The sequence below is a fragment of the Streptomyces sp. NPDC048172 genome (genome assembly GCF_043202595.1).
In the GTDB taxonomy this organism is placed as follows: Bacteria; Actinomycetota; Actinomycetes; order Streptomycetales; family Streptomycetaceae; genus Streptomyces.
This window is the reverse complement of the sequence record NZ_JBIDAT010000010.1, coordinates 1-13,681: the sequence shown is the minus strand read 5'-3', so window position 1 is coordinate 13,681 and position 13,681 is coordinate 1. Positions and strand designations below refer to the sequence as shown.

Below are 13,681 nucleotides of genomic sequence, written 5' to 3'. Positions count from 1 at the left end.
GGGGGGGGGGGGTGGTGGTGGTGGCCCGGCCCCCCGCCCGGCCCCCGCCCCCCCCGGGGGGGGGGGGGCACCGCCGCGACAAGCCACGATGATGGCCGCAGCCTGCAACGCGCAGCACGGGGCAGCCCCTGCCCAGCCCCGAGACGAGGGCGCCGGACACGGCTGGGCGCCCCGCGCCCCCGCGGCCTGCGAGGATGCCGAGGTGGCTACCTCTCGCGAACGCTCCGTCCCGTACGAGATCCCCGAAGACGGCAGCGCGCCCGTACGGGCGGGGATACCCGAGCACGGGCGGGTCCCGAAGTACTACTGGCTGAAGTCCCGGATCGCCCCGCTCCTCGACGAGCTGGGCGAGGGCGGTGTGCTGCCCACCGAGCGCGAACTCGCCCTGCGGTACGAGGTGTCGCGCGAGACCGTCCGCCAGGCGCTGCGGGAGCTGCTGCTGGAGGGGCGGCTGCGCCGTTCGGGCCGGGGCACGGTGGTCGCGGGGCCGAAGATGGAGCAGCCGCTGGCCCTGGCGAGCTACACGGAGGGCGTGCGGAAGCAGGGCCGTACGCCCGGGCGTACGCTCATCGGCCTCGAACGGCACCCCTGCCCCCCGGCGCTGGCGCGGGAGCTGGCGATCGGGGCGGGGGAGAGCGTGTGGCACCTGGAACGGGTGCTGTTCGCGGACGACGAGCGGGTGGGGCTGGAGAGCACGTACATCGCCGCCGCGCGGGTGCCCCGGCTGGACCGGGACTTCGAGCCCGACTCCTCGTTCTACGCCTATCTGCGCGAGGAGATCGGCGTACGGCTCGGGGACGCGGACGAGCGGCTGGAGACCGTACTCGCCACCCCGCGCGAGGCCCTGCTGATCGGGACGCCGCCGGGGCTGCCGATGCTGCTCATCCACCGGGCCTCGCGGGACGAGGAGGGGAACCCGCTGGAGCGGGTCCGCCTGCTCTATCGGGGTGACCGGTTCAGCTTCAGCGTCCGGCTGGAGGGATAACTCGCCACCGTACGACGGGAGTCTCCACTGAAATCACGGAATGATAACGGGTCTGGGCCAAACTTCCGGCCCAGTTCACCCGCCCGTCGCTCCCGTGTCACGCGGCGCCGCGAGGGTTCACGGCATGCGAGTCATAGTTGTCGGAGCCGGGGTGCTGGGGACCATGCACGCCTGGCAGGCCGTGGAACGCGGTCACGAGGTCCTCCACATCGAGCGCGAGGAGCAGGCGCGCGGCGCCTCCGTGCGGAACTTCGGCCTGGTCTGGGTCGGCGGCCGCGCCGACGGGCCCGAGCTGGAGACGGCGCTGCGCGCCCGCGAGCTGTGGGAGGGGATCGGCGCGCGCGTGCCGGAGCTGGGCTTCCGCCCCAACGGCTCGCTGACCGTCGTCACCACCGAGGCGGAGCTGGCGGTGGCGCGCGCCTCCGCCGCGCGCCCCGACGCCGCCGCGCGCGGCTACAAGCTGCTCGGCCCCGAGGAGGTCCGCGCCGTCAACCCCGCGCTGCGCGGCGAGGCCGTGCTCGGCGGGCTGTGGTGCGAGCGCGACGCGGCCGTCGAGCCGCGCACCGCGCAGCGCGCGCTCCAGGACGCGCTGCGCGCCGCGGCCCCCGGCCGCTACACCTTCCTCGGCGGGCGCGAGGTCCGTGCGCTGCTCGACGGGCGGCCCGGTGTGCGCGACGACCGGGGCGAGATGCACGAGGGCGACGCCGTCGTGCTCTGCACCGGCGCGTGGCTCGGCGGCATGGTGCGCGAGCTCGTCCCCGGACTCCCCGTACGGCGCGTGCGGCTGCAGATGATGCAGACCGAGCCGCTGGGCGAGGAGCTGACGACCTCGGTCGCCGACGGCGACAGCTTCCGCTACTACCCCGCGTACGGCGGGCCCGCGCTGGACGCGATGGCCGCGGCGCAGGCCCAGCGGCCCGTCGCCGACCAGCACAAGATGCAGCTCCTGATGGTGCAGCGGCGCGACGGCTCGCTGACGATCGGCGACACCCACGAGTACGAGACCCCGTTCCGCTTCGACGTCGAGGAGGCGCCGTACGGGCATCTCGCGGCCGTCGTCGAGAAGCTGCTCGGCCGCCCGCTGCCGCCCGTACGGCAGCGCTGGGCCGGTGTCTACGCCCAGTGCGCCGAGCCGGGGCGCGTCGTCCACCGCCAGGAGGTCGCCGCGGGCGCCTGGCTGGTGACCGGGCCCGGCGGGCGCGGGATGACGTGCTCGCCCGCCATCGCCGAACAGACCGCGAACGAACTGGGATGGTGACCATGAGCCCCACCACGCCGCACACCCCGCACACCGCCAGGCTCGTCGTGCTCGACATGGCCGGGACGACCGTCGCCGACGACGGGCTCGTCGAGCGCGCCTTCACCGCCGCTGCCGCCCGCCTCGGCGTCGAGTCCGGGACGCCCGAGAGCGAGAAGATGCTCGCCTACGTCCGCGCCACCATGGGCGAATCGAAGATCTCCGTCTTCCGGCACCTGTTCGACGGCGACGAGGACCGGGCCCGGCGCGCGAACGCCGAGTTCGAACGGGCCTACGAGCAGCTGGTCGGCGAGGGCCACTGCGCGCCGCTGGACGGGGCGCGCGAGGCGATCGAGCGGATGCGGGACGCCGGGCGGACGGTGGTGCTGACCACGGGCTTCGCGCGCGTCACGCAGGACGCCATCCTCGACGCGCTCGGCTGGCGCGACCTCGTGACGCTCACCCTCTGCCCCGCCGACACCGGCCCCGCCGGGCGCGGGCGCCCGTACCCCGACATGGTGCTCGCGGCGCTGCTGCGCACCGGCGCCGCCGACGACGTGCGCGAGATCGCCGTCGCGGGCGACACCGCGTACGACATGCGCTCCGGGGTCCGCGCGGGCGCCGGGACCGTGGCCGGGGTGCTGACCGGCGCGCACGGCGAGGACGAGCTGCGCGGGGCCGGGGCGAGCCACGTCCTCGGCTCCGTCGCCGAACTCCCCGCCCTGCTCGACGACATGGAGAGGGCATGACCGGGAGCGCCGGGATCCGCTTCGACGAGGTGTCCGTCGCCTACGGGCGCAACACCGTCCTCGACACCTTCGACCTGACGGTCGAGCCGGGCGAGGTCATGGCCCTGCTCGGCCCGTCCGGGTCCGGCAAGACGACCGCGCTGCGCGCCGTCGCCGGGTTCGTGCGCCCCGCGCGCGGGCGCGTGTGGATCGGCGACCGCGACGTGACCGACCTGCCCCCGTACCGGCGGGGCGTGGGGATGGTCGTCCAGCAGTACGCGCTCTTCCCGCACATGCGCGTCGAGGACAACGTCGCGTTCGGCCTGAAGGCCCAGAAGGCGCCGCGCGGCGAGATCGCCGGGCGGGTCGCCGAGGCGCTGGAGATGACGGGCATGAGCGCGTACGCCCGCCGCCATCCGCGCGAGCTGTCCGGCGGCCAGCAGCAGCGCGTCGCCATCGCGCGGGCGCTGGCGATACGCCCCGGGGTGCTGCTCCTGGACGAGCCGCTCTCCGCGCTCGACGCGCAGCTCAGGTCCGGCATGCTCGCCGAACTCGCCCGGCTGCACCGGGAGCTGCCCGACGTCTCGATCCTCTACGTCACCCACGACCAGGTCGAGGCGCTCACCCTCGCCGACCGCATCGCGGTCATGGACAAGGCCCGCCTCCAGGACGTCGGCACGCCCACCCGGCTCTACCAGCGGCCCGGCGGCACCTTCACGGCCTCGTTCGTCGGCAACGCCAATCTGCTGCCCGTGGTGGGCGGCCCGAAGGAGGGGACGGTCCGCTTCGGCGGCGCCGAACTCCGCGTCGGGGACGCCGTGACCGAGGGCGAGAGCGCGACGCTCTGCGTACGCCCGCACCGCGTCGCACTGGGGGAGTCCGGCGAGGGCGGGGGCAATGTGCTGCGCGGCGTCGTCACCGGCCTCCAGTGGCGCGGTGCCACGCACCGGGTCACCGCCGAGGTCGAGGGGCACGAGGTGGCGGCCGAGGTCGGCGAGCTGCGCGCACCCCCGCGCCTCGGCGAGCGCGTCGCGTTCCGCTTCGCGGCGGAGGACGGGGTGGTGCTCCGTGGCTGAACGCGTACGCCGGGCCGTTCCCGGCCCGCGTGCCTCGGCGGCCCTCCGCACGGGTGGGTCCGGCGTGGGCGAAGTGGGCGGCGAGGCCGCGTCCGGGAGGTCCTCCGGCGCGAGCGGGCGGCGGGACGGTGCCGTCCGTCCCGAGGGCCGGTCCCCACGGCGCGTGAGCGCCTCGCTCTGGGCCCTGCCGCCCGTGGCCGTGCTGGCGGTGATCTTCCTCTATCCGCTGGCGCTCGTCGTGAAGGAGTCCACCGGATCCGGCGCCTACGGCGAGGTGTTCGCGTCCGACGCGTTCCGGGAGGCGCTGGTCACGACCGTGGTGATCGCCGTCGGGGCGACCGCCGGGTGTCTGGTGCTGGGGTTCGTGCTGGCGCTGGTCGTCGCCTTCGTGCCGTTCCCCGGCAGCCGGGCCGTGTCGAAGTTCATCGACGTCTTCCTCTCCTTCCCCTCCTTCCTCATCACCCTCGCGCTGCTCTTCCTCTACGGCACCAAGGGCATGGCCAACGGCGTCTGGACGGACGCGACGGGCGCCGCCGACGGGCCGTTCGACTTCCTGACGACGCCGTGGGGCGTGCTGCTCGCGGAGGTCACCTACTTCACGCCGTTCGTGATGCGCCCGCTGCTCGCCGCGTTCGCGCAGCTCGACACCGCGCAGCTGGAGGCCGCCTCCTCGCTGGGCGCGCGGCCCGCGCGGATCGTGCGGCGGATCATCCTCCCGGAGGCGTTCCCCGCGCTGCTGGCGGGCGGCAGCCTCGTCCTCGTCCTGTGCCTGAACGAGTTCGCGATCGTGCTGTTCACCGGCGCGAAGGACGTGGTCACCCTGCCGATGCTCGTCTACAGCAAGGCGATCCTGGAGTCCGACTACGCCGCCGCCTGCGTCGTCGCCACCGTCAACGTCGTCATCTCGGTGGGGCTGTACGCGCTCTACCGGGCCGTCCTCGGAAGGAGCGGGCGCCGTGCTGGTGCACAGCCGTAAGGGACGCTGGGGGGCCTGGGCCGTCTTCGCGCTGCTCTTCGTCCCGCTGTTCGCGCTGCCGCTGCTGATCGTGGTGGTCGCCTCGTTCTCCACGAACTGGAGCGGGGCCTTCCCCTCCGGTCCCACCGCCGGGCACTACGAGGCCGCCACCCGGGGCGAGTCGCTCGCCGCGCTCGGCGTCAGCCTCCAGACCGCGATCGGCGCGAGCCTCGTCGCGCTCGTCCTCGGCACCTGGGCCGCGCTGTCGGCCTCGGTGGTCGGCAGGCGCGCCCGGCGCGTGCTGGACGCGCTGTTCATGCTGCCGGTCGCCGTGCCCTCCGTCGTCGTCGGGCTCGCGGTGCTCGTGGCGTACAGCAAGCCGCCCGTGACCCTCAACGGGACGCGCTGGATCGTGATCCTGGCGCACACGGTCCTCGTCACCGCGTTCGCCTTCCAGTCGGTCTCCGCCGCGCTGACCCGCCTCGATCCCGCGTACGAGCAGGCCGCGGCCTCGCTGGGCGCCCGCCCCGCGTACGTGCTGTGGCGGGTGAAGCTGCCGCTGCTGCTGCCCTCGCTCAACGCCGCCGCCGGGCTCTGCTTCGCGCTGTCCATGGGCGAACTGAGCGCCACGATGATGCTCTACCCGCCGGACTGGATGCCGCTGCCCGTCCAGATCTTCGCCGCCACCGACCGGGGCTCGCTCTTCACCGGGTCCGCACTCGCGGTGGTGCTGATGGCGACCACGCTGCTGGTGCTGCTCGCCGTCTCCCGTGTCCGTACCAAGGCGTCCTACCGCTGAGATCTCCCCCGAGATCTCCCCCGAGATCTCCCCCGAGACTTCCGAACCGAGACTTCCGAGAGGTTCCCTCCTCATGCCCATACGTCCCTCGCGCGCCGCCGCAGGCGGAGCCGCCGCGCTCGCCCTCTCCCTCGCGCTCTCCGGCTGCGGCGGCACGGGATCCGCCTCCTCCGGCGACAAGGTCGTCACCGTCTACAGCGCCGACGGCCTCAAGGGCGAGAACGGCGACGGCTGGTACGACAAGCAGTTCAAGGCGTTCGAGAAGAAGACCGGCATCAAGGTGAAGTACGTCGAGGGCGGCTCCGGCGAGATGGTGCAGCGCGCCGTCCGCGAGAAGAGCAACACCCAGGCCGACGTCCTCGTCACCCTGCCCCCGTTCATCCAGCAGGCCGACAGCAAGGGGCTGCTGGAGAAGTACGAGCCCGAGGGCGCCGACAAGGTCCCCGCCAAGGAGCGCGCGGCGAACGGCAGCTGGACGCCGCTGGTCAACAACTACTTCGGCTTCATCCGCAACACCAAGGAGCTGGAGAAGGCCCCGGCCACCTGGGACGACCTCCTCGACGGGAAGTTCAAGGGCAAGCTCCAGTACTCCACGCCCGGCGTCGCCGGGGACGGGACGGCGCTGCTCCTGAAGGCCGTCCACGACTTCGGGGACCGCAAGGCCGCGATGGAGTACCTGGGCAAGCTCCAGAAGAACAACGTCGGCCCGTCCTCCTCCACCAGCAAGCTCGCGCCCAAGGTCGACAAGGGCGAGCTGCTCGTGGCCAACGGCGACGTCCAGATGAACCACGCCCAGTCCCACTCCATGCCGAACCTCGGCATCTGGTTCCCCGCGAAGGAGAAGGGCGCCAAGCCCTCCACGTTCGCGCTGCCCTACGCGGCCGGTCTCGTCAAGGGCGGGCCGCAGACGGAGAACGGCAAGAAGCTGCTGGACTTCCTGCTCGGCGAGGAGCCCCAGCGCGAGGTCTCGTCGGTGGGCGGCGGCTTCACCGTCCGCTCCGACATCAAGGCCACCGACCCGAACGCGACGGCCCTGGCCGGGCTGATGAAGGACGTCGAGATCTTCCGCCCCGACTGGGCCGACGTCGAGAAGAACTTCGACTCGTACATCGACGACTGGAAGAAGGCGACCGGGAGCTGACCGGCCGGGAGCCGAACCCGCAAGGTCGCGCTACGGTAACGGGTCTGGTCCACCGTACGTGTCAACACCCCCACACATCCCAGGAGTTGAACAGGTGAGCAGAGGAATCTCCCGCCGCTCCGTCCTCGTCGGCGCCGCCGCGGTCCCGCTGGCCGTCGGCGGACTGGCGACCACCGCGCGAGGTGCGGCCAAGAAGCCCAAGGTCCTGGTCCTCGGCCTCGACGGCACCATGCTCCACAAGGTCGAGGAGGCGAAGGCGCCGCACCTGCAGAAGCTGATCGCCGAGGGCCTGGCCGCGCCCAGCACCCTCTACACCGCGCCCATGGCCCGCACCGAGTCGGGCCCCGGCTGGGCCACGATCCTCACCGGGGTCTGGCCCGACAAGCACGGGGTGAAGGACAACTCCTTCGCGGGCGCCGACTTCGGCTCCTACCCCGACTTCCTCACCCGGGCCGAACGGGCGGACGCGGAGCTGAGCACGTACGCCGTCGCGTCCTGGGGCCCGATACCCGACACCATCGTCTCCGGCGAGGTGGACGAGAAGACCGCGACGCCCGAGGCGGAGTACGACGCGGGCACCACGAAGCGCGCCGTCGCCAAGCTCCGCGACGGCGACCCGGACGCCGTCTTCGTCCAGCTCGACAACGTCGACCACGCCGGGCACGAGAGCGGCGGCGCCAGCCAGGCGTACCTGGACGCGCTCGCGGGCGTCGACGTGCAGGCGGGCGAGATCCTCGCCGCCATGGAGGGCCGCGGCTCCTACGGCGACGAGGACTGGCTCGTGCTCGTCACCGCCGACCACGGCCACACCGACGCGGGCGGCCACGGCGGCGCGGACCCGAACGAACGGCGTACGTTCGTGATCGCGCGCGGCGCCGGGATCCCGGCGGGCACCCGGCGCGAGGACGTCCGCCTCGTGGACGTCGCCGCGACCGCGCTCGCGCACCTCGGCATCGACGCCGAGGCGGAGTGGAAGCTCGACGGCCGCCCGCTCGGCGACGACGTCTCCGACGCCTTTGACAGCGTGCGCGGCGAGCTGGAGAAGGCCGTGGACGAGACCGGCATCGACGGCTCCGTCCTCGGCTTCACCCACACCCCGCCCCAGGGCTGGTCCGTGGAGAACGCGCGCATGGGCACGGGCGGCGTCACCGAGTGGCGCGGCTGGGCCTTCACCACCGACGCCTTCTGGACGGCGGCCGAGCGCGAGCAGCAGCGCGAGCTGAACGTCCGCGCGCGGGGCGTCTTCGCGGTCGCCGACCCCGACGAGTGGGCCGACAAGGACGACAGGAAGGGCACCTTCGACTCGACCCTCGTCAGCCCCGCCTGGGAGCTGCCCGCCGGCGGCGCCACCCTCCGCTTCGTCTCCCACCTCCGCCACGACCCCGGCCAGACCGCCGAGGTCCTGGTCTCCTACGACGGGGGAGAGCCGAAGGCCGTCAAGACGTACGACGCCGACGCGCTCGCCGTCCGCGAGGAGCTGGCGCTGGAGGTGCCCTCCGGCGCCTCGAAGGCCCGCGTCCACTTCCGCTGCGCCGGGGACAACACCTGGTTCTGGGCGGTCGACGACGTACGGATCGGCTGATCGTCCACTCCCGGTTACGCTGAAGGCCCGAATCCGAACACACCGGCAGGGAGCCGTCACGTGGCAGAGCGCAAGCCGATCGAGTCCTGGCTCACCGACATGGACGGTGTGCTGATGCACGAGGGCATCCCGGTGCCCGGCGCCGACTCCTTCATAAAGCGGCTGAAGGAGTCGGGGCGCCCGTTCCTCGTGCTCACCAACAACTCGATGCACACGCCCCGTGACCTGCACGCCCGGCTCTCCCGGATCGGCCTCGACGTCCCGGCGGAGAACATCTGGACCTCGGCGCTGGCCACCGCCCAGTTCCTGGACGACCAGCGCCCCGGCGGCACCGCCTACGTCATAGGGGAGTCGGGCCTGACGACCGCGCTGCACGACATGGGGTACGTCCTCTCGGACGTCGAGCCGGACTACGTGGTGCTGGGCGAGACCCGGACGTACTCGTTCGAGGCGCTGACCAAGGCGATCCGGCTGATCAACGACGGCGCCCGGTTCATCGCCACCAACCCCGACGAGACCGGCCCCTCCACCGAGGGCGCCCTGCCCGCCACCGGCTCCGTCGCCGCGCTGATCACCAAGGCGACGGGCCAGGAGCCGTACTTCGTCGGCAAGCCCAACCCGCTGATGATGCGCGCCGGGCTCAACGCGATCGGGGCGCACTCCGAGACCAGCGCCATGATCGGCGACCGGATGGACACCGACGTCCGCGCCGGGATGGAGGCGGGCCTGGAGACCTTCCTCGTGCTGACCGGACTGACGAAGCCGGACGAGGTCGAGCGGTACCCGTACCGGCCGTCCAGCGTCGTCGACTCGATCGCCGACCTGGTGGACCGCGTCTGAAACAGGGGGCTCCCACCCCGTACGGAGTAGCGCCCCACCGCGTCCGGACCCTCTCCGGATGCGGTGGGGCGCCGCCTTGTGGAACGTCGGATCTACCAGGATCCGGAGGTTCCCATGGCTCCCTGCCGCACCCCGGCCCGACGTCGGGTCCGACACCAGGTCCGACACCAGGCCGTTCCGCTGGCGCTGCTGGCGGCCATGGCCCTGGGCGCCGCGCCCCCGCTGACCGACGACGACCGGGGCGCGGGCGGTGTCACGGTCACCCCCGAGACCGTCACGACCGGCGGCAAGGCCGACGTCCGCGTCGACGCCTGCGAGGGCGACACCGGCATCGCCTACTCCGACGCCTTCGAGGAGGACGTCGACCTCGAACCCTCGGCCGACGGCGGGCTCCACGGCGAACCCCGGATCCGTACCTCTGCCGAGCCCGGCACGCACACGGTCACCGTCGACTGCGACGGCAAGCAGGGGGTCGCCCGCGGCGAGTTCACGGTCGCGGGTGCCGAGTCCCCGTCACCCTCGCCCTCGCCCTCGGCGCCCGTACGCGCGGGCGGCGGCGGCACGGCCGACCAGCGGGACGGCGTGGGCGGGGGCTTCGTCCTGGTCGCCGGGGCGCTGGCCGCGTTCGCCACGTACCTGCTGCGCACCCGGCGCTCGAACGGCGACAGGTGACCGATGAGCGCCGGGCAGGGCGGTCAGGAGGGGGAAGGGGCTGAGGAGCGCCCCGCCGGGCGGGGACGGCTGATCACCGGCGCCGCCTGGGTCGTCCTGCTCCTCGGGCTCTGGATGTGGGGCCGCGACCTCACCGACGGCGGCGGGGGCCCGGTCCTCGGCGACGTCTCCCGCGCCGGACGGCTCGCCGTCGGCGCGCCGCCGCTGCCCGCGGCCCATGACCCGCTGGAGGACCGGTCCCGGCCCACGCGGATCGACATCGACCGCATCGACGTGCACGCCCGCGTGATGCGGCGCGGGGTGGAGCGCGACGGCGCGGTGGAGGCCCCGCCGTACGCGCGCGCCGACCGCGTCGGCTGGTACGCGGGCGGGCCCGCGCCCGGCGAGAAGGGCGCGGCGCTCCTCGTCGGCCACGTGGACACGGACGAGCGCCGCGCCGTCTTCTACGCGCTCAGCACCGTGAAGCCGGGCACGGGTCTACGGGTACGCCGCGCGGACGGCACGGTCGCCCGCTTCACGGTCGAGCGGACGCGGGTGGTCGGGCGCGGCGAGTTCGACGCGGACCGTGTGTACGGGACGGAGAAGGAGGGACGCGCCGAACTCCGCCTCATCACCTGCGGCGGCGAATTCGACCGCGTCCGCCGCGTCTATTCTTCCAACGTCGTAGTCTCCGCGTACCTCACAGGAGTGTCGAACCGCACTTAGCCGCTTCTCCCTCCGCTCCACTGTGCTTGGGAAGTCTGCGCAAGGCGCAGGGTTGGCAAGCGCAGCCCCCTTCGCCGGGTGCCCCGCGTGCAAGAGCCGCGCCCGGGGTGCCCCGGGCTGTGGCTCGCGGGCTGCGGCCGCGTCGTGGCTTGTCGCGCAGTTCCCCGCGCCCCTAATCGGGCAAGCCTCGAGGTGTCGTGACCGTCGCGCCCACGCGGCGGAGCCGCAAATGGATACAGTCCCGCGCCCCTGAGGGAACAGGGGCAAGCCCCGAGGTGTCGCGCCCACGCGGCGGAGCCGCAAAATCAGATACAGCCCCGTGCCCCTTATGGGGCAAGCCCCGATGCGTCGTGAGGTCAGGTCCGTGGGCCCGAGGGGCGGGCCCGGGGGAGCAAGCCGAAGGTCACGCCGAGCGCCGTCCAGAGCAGGGCGTGGGAGGCGAGGGAGAGGATCCGGAAGTCCCAGAGCAGGGTGGCGCCCACCGGGACCGAGTCCGGGTTGTCGGGGAGAAGGAAGAGCACGGCGAGCGTGCCGGCCACGGCACCCGCGGCGGCGAGCTGGCGCGCAGGCGCGCCAAGGCCATGCCGGCCCATCCGGACGGAGAGCTGCCAGGCCAGCAACAGACCCAGCACCCCGATCACCAGCGCCGCGACCCACAGCGCCTGGCGCTCGTTGACCGTACCGCCGTCGCCGACGCCCGGCGGATTGGCCGGGTAGCGCAGCGCCGGGAGAAGGGAGAGCGCGAGGAAGCCGGCACCGGCGAGGGTGACGGAGCGTTCCCAGGGGCGCCGGTCGAGGCCCGCGCGGTGGACGAGCGCGTAGGCGAGGGCGAAGAAGACGCCGACCGCGAGGCCGACGACCACCGCCGTCACCACCAGCCCGAAGTGCTGCGTGCCCCGGGTGAAGAGCTCTTCGGCCTCCGCGGCGTGGCCGTGCGCGTGGGCCCCGGCCGCGGCTGCGGCCTCGGCCGCGGCGCGCTTCTCCTCCAGCCGGATCGCGCGGTCCATCAGCGGCTCGGCGAGCAGCAGGGAGAAGAGCCCGGAGGCGAGTCCCGCCAGGCCGCCCGCGGCGAGACCGCGGCCGAGCAGGGGCAGGAGGGGGTAGGGAGTTGTCTCCGCTGAGACGGTCATGTGTGCGGCGCTCCTCAGTGGCAGGGGGCGCCGAAGAGGTGCCGTCCGTCGTGCGAGAACTCGTGCAGGTAGTCGCCGGTGGCGGCGACGAGCTGGCCGTTGTCGATGAAGACGGCGTAGAGGGCGATGAGTGCGACGAGCGCGGCGGCGAGAGCGATCAGCGCGTCGCGCGTACGGATCGCGGCGACGGCCGACGAACCGGCAGCCGTCTGTGCGGTAGGTGTCTGCGAGGACATCCGCGGGCCTCCTCCTGGGGTTTCCACGCCCCGTTGGCGGAGAAGCGACGGGTCAGTTCCTGACTCCCGTACGCGTGCGTGCGTACGGACACAGTGGCGGGACCGCCCCGGAGTCGCACCGGGTTCCTGCGCACCGTCGCCTCGATGTGAACATGTGGTGTCCGGAGAGTCCCAGGCTTGTATGTGCACTGTCAATAAGAGTCCGGTCACAGCGGGTGCACGAGGAGGGCCGTGCGCCGGGGCGCGCCGCGTGAACGTGAGGGGTGTCACGGCGGCCGTAACAGGTGCTCAACAGCTTTTCCGCGTTCCCGAAGCCCTGTGACACGATGGAGCGACGATTCGTCCCATGGGGGTCCGGGAGAGTCCCGGAAGTTCAACCAAGGGGGAGTGGATGTACCGCAATCACGGCGGCCGCGGGCGAGGCCCTGCCCGCACACGGCTCGTCGCGGGGGGTACGGCGGTGGGGGCACTGCTCCTGATCGCCGGATGCTCGTCGTCGGACGACGGTTCCGGCGACGGCAAGGACGCGGGCGCTACCGAGCAGCGCCCCAAGTCCGTCGCCCCGTACTGGGTGAACCCGGAGGGGAAGGCGGCCCAGCAGCTCAGCTCGTACGAGAAGGACGACAAGTCCGACGACGCGAAGCTGATCAAGAAGATCGCCGGTCAGCCCGTCGCCGAGTGGGTCGGCACCGAGGACCCGCAGGGCGAGACCGAGAAGCTCACGAAGGCGGCCTCCAAGGCCGACCGCGACGCGCTCCTCGTGCTCTACAACCTGCCGCACCGCGACTGCGGCCAGTACAGCAAGGGCGGCGCCAAGGACGCGGGCGAGTACCGCGCGTGGCTCGACAAGGTGGTCAAGGGCATCGGCGACCGCTCGGCGACGGTGATCGTCGAGCCCGACTCGATCCCCCATCTGCTGGCGGAGGGATGCACCCCGCAGCAGTTCCACGAGGAGCGCTACCAGCTGCTGAACGAGGCGGTCAGCAAGCTCAAGGACCTGCCCAAGACGAAGGTCTACCTGGACGCGGGCAACCCCGACTGGGTGCGCGACCCGGGCGGTCTCGTCGAGCCGCTCAACAAGGCGGGCATCGGCAAGGCCGACGGCTTCGCGCTGAACGTGTCGAACTACCAGACGACGAAGTCGAACGTCGCCTACGGCAAGAAGATCTCGCCGATGATCGGCAACAAGCCCTTCGTCATCGACACCAGCCGCAACGGCAACGGACCGATCGAGGGCGCGGGCGCCGACGAGGAGGCGTGGTGCAACCCGAAGGGCCGCGCGCTCGGCGAGCAGCCCACGACGAAGACGGGCGAGAAGCTCGTCGACGCCTACCTCTGGATCAAGCGTCCCGGTGAGTCGGACGGCGAGTGCAAGGGCGGCCCGAAGGCGGGCGCCTGGTGGCCGAAGTACGCGCTGGACCTCGCGCGCAACGCGAAGTAGCAGCCAGCACATACAGGCATACGAGAGGGGGGGGGGGGCGCCCCGCCCCCCCCCCCCCGGGGGGCCCCCCCCCCCGGGGGGCCGGGCCGTGTTCGGGTTTCCCGTCGGGTGGGCCCGGGGGGGGGGGGGGGGGTGGGGGTTGGCGGCGACGTTT

General features: G+C 73.0%; 14 protein-coding genes and 1 riboswitch. Of the genes, 12 read left to right on the top strand and 2 right to left on the bottom strand.

Annotated elements, in window-relative coordinates; translation table 11 throughout:
• Window positions 1-202: 202 nt before the first annotated feature.
• The 11 genes from ACGF3A_RS35945 to ACGF3A_RS35895 all read left to right on the top strand — a co-directional run bounded on the left by ACGF3A_RS35945 (window position 203) and on the right by ACGF3A_RS35895 (window position 10,720).
• The gene (locus tag ACGF3A_RS35945; protein WP_393734691.1) at window positions 203-985 is read left to right on the top strand and encodes a GntR family transcriptional regulator; all 783 of its coding nucleotides are present in this window, start codon (window positions 203-205) and stop codon (window positions 983-985) included.
• Between the two features lie 124 nt (window positions 986-1,109).
• Window positions 1,110-2,243, top strand: coding sequence for a TIGR03364 family FAD-dependent oxidoreductase (locus ACGF3A_RS35940; protein WP_393734690.1), 1,134 nt, complete (start codon window positions 1,110-1,112; stop codon window positions 2,241-2,243).
• 2 nt (window positions 2,244-2,245) lie between these two features.
• A complete protein-coding gene (locus ACGF3A_RS35935; protein ID WP_393734689.1) occupies window positions 2,246-2,971 on the top strand; it encodes a phosphonatase-like hydrolase in 726 nt (241 codons plus the stop codon).
• Window positions 2,968-4,026, top strand: a complete 1,059-nt coding sequence (locus tag ACGF3A_RS35930; protein ID WP_393734688.1) for an ABC transporter ATP-binding protein — start codon at window positions 2,968-2,970, stop codon at window positions 4,024-4,026. The genes ACGF3A_RS35935 and ACGF3A_RS35930 overlap by 4 nt, the downstream gene beginning before the upstream one ends.
• Before the next feature lie 73 nt (window positions 4,027-4,099).
• Window positions 4,100-5,002, top strand: a complete 903-nt coding sequence (locus ACGF3A_RS35925) for a 2-aminoethylphosphonate ABC transporter permease subunit (protein ID WP_393734945.1) — start codon at window positions 4,100-4,102, stop codon at window positions 5,000-5,002.
• A complete protein-coding gene (locus ACGF3A_RS35920) occupies window positions 4,983-5,780 on the top strand; it encodes an ABC transporter permease (protein ID WP_393734687.1) in 798 nt (265 codons plus the stop codon). Before ACGF3A_RS35925 ends, ACGF3A_RS35920 begins: the two co-directional genes overlap by 20 nt.
• Before the next feature lie 73 nt (window positions 5,781-5,853).
• Window positions 5,854-6,921, top strand: coding sequence for a 2-aminoethylphosphonate ABC transporter substrate-binding protein (locus ACGF3A_RS35915; RefSeq protein ID WP_393734686.1), 1,068 nt, complete (start codon window positions 5,854-5,856; stop codon window positions 6,919-6,921).
• Between the two features lie 94 nt (window positions 6,922-7,015).
• Window positions 7,016-8,503 carry an alkaline phosphatase family protein gene (locus ACGF3A_RS35910; RefSeq protein WP_393734685.1) on the top strand — a complete coding sequence of 496 codons (1,488 nt, stop codon included), beginning with the start codon at window positions 7,016-7,018 and terminating at the stop codon, window positions 8,501-8,503.
• A gap of 60 nt (window positions 8,504-8,563) precedes the next feature.
• On the top strand, window positions 8,564-9,343 hold the full coding sequence (locus tag ACGF3A_RS35905; RefSeq protein ID WP_393734684.1) for an HAD-IIA family hydrolase: 780 nt from the start codon (window positions 8,564-8,566) through the stop codon (window positions 9,341-9,343).
• A 114-nt stretch (window positions 9,344-9,457) separates the two neighbouring features.
• Complete coding sequence (locus tag ACGF3A_RS35900; protein WP_393734683.1) at window positions 9,458-10,015, top strand: hypothetical protein; 558 nt, start codon at window positions 9,458-9,460, stop codon at window positions 10,013-10,015.
• 3 nt (window positions 10,016-10,018) lie between these two features.
• Window positions 10,019-10,720 carry a class F sortase gene (locus ACGF3A_RS35895; protein WP_393734682.1) on the top strand — a complete coding sequence of 234 codons (702 nt, stop codon included), beginning with the start codon at window positions 10,019-10,021 and terminating at the stop codon, window positions 10,718-10,720.
• A gap of 356 nt (window positions 10,721-11,076) precedes the next feature.
• On the opposite strand, the gene ACGF3A_RS35890 is transcribed toward ACGF3A_RS35895, so the two are convergent.
• Together ACGF3A_RS35890 and ACGF3A_RS35885 are read right to left on the bottom strand one after the other, a co-directional pair.
• Complete coding sequence (locus ACGF3A_RS35890; RefSeq protein WP_393734681.1) at window positions 11,077-11,850, bottom strand: CbtA family protein; 774 nt, start codon at window positions 11,848-11,850, stop codon at window positions 11,077-11,079.
• 14 nt (window positions 11,851-11,864) lie between these two features.
• Window positions 11,865-12,086, bottom strand: coding sequence for a hypothetical protein (locus ACGF3A_RS35885; RefSeq protein WP_393734680.1), 222 nt, complete (start codon window positions 12,084-12,086; stop codon window positions 11,865-11,867).
• A 32-nt stretch (window positions 12,087-12,118) separates the two neighbouring features.
• Window positions 12,119-12,257: riboswitch (cobalamin riboswitch) on the bottom strand.
• Window positions 12,258-12,477: 220 nt separating this feature from the next.
• Between ACGF3A_RS35885 and ACGF3A_RS35880 the strand changes: the two genes are divergently transcribed.
• Window positions 12,478-13,527, top strand: coding sequence for a glycoside hydrolase family 6 protein (locus ACGF3A_RS35880; protein ID WP_393734679.1), 1,050 nt, complete (start codon window positions 12,478-12,480; stop codon window positions 13,525-13,527).
• Window positions 13,528-13,681: the final 154 nt, after the last annotated feature.

What these genes read in the sequence shown, in the direction of transcription:
- ACGF3A_RS35940 (WP_393734690.1), top strand. Translation starts at nt 1,110, where the DNA reads ATGCGAGTCATAGTTGTCGGAGCCGGGGTGCTGGGGACCATGCACGCC.
- ACGF3A_RS35935 (WP_393734689.1), top strand. Translation starts at nt 2,246, where the DNA reads ATGAGCCCCACCACGCCGCACACCCCGCACACCGCCAGGCTCGTCGTG.
- ACGF3A_RS35930 (WP_393734688.1), top strand. Translation starts at nt 2,968, where the DNA reads ATGACCGGGAGCGCCGGGATCCGCTTCGACGAGGTGTCCGTCGCCTAC.
- ACGF3A_RS35915 (WP_393734686.1), top strand. Translation starts at nt 5,854, where the DNA reads ATGCCCATACGTCCCTCGCGCGCCGCCGCAGGCGGAGCCGCCGCGCTC.
- ACGF3A_RS35900 (WP_393734683.1), top strand. Translation starts at nt 9,458, where the DNA reads ATGGCTCCCTGCCGCACCCCGGCCCGACGTCGGGTCCGACACCAGGTC.
- ACGF3A_RS35895 (WP_393734682.1), top strand. Translation starts at nt 10,019, where the DNA reads ATGAGCGCCGGGCAGGGCGGTCAGGAGGGGGAAGGGGCTGAGGAGCGC.
- ACGF3A_RS35890 (WP_393734681.1), bottom strand. Translation starts at nt 11,850, where the DNA reads ATGACCGTCTCAGCGGAGACAACTCCCTACCCCCTCCTGCCCCTGCTC.
- ACGF3A_RS35885 (WP_393734680.1), bottom strand. Translation starts at nt 12,086, where the DNA reads ATGTCCTCGCAGACACCTACCGCACAGACGGCTGCCGGTTCGTCGGCC.
- ACGF3A_RS35880 (WP_393734679.1), top strand. Translation starts at nt 12,478, where the DNA reads ATGTACCGCAATCACGGCGGCCGCGGGCGAGGCCCTGCCCGCACACGG.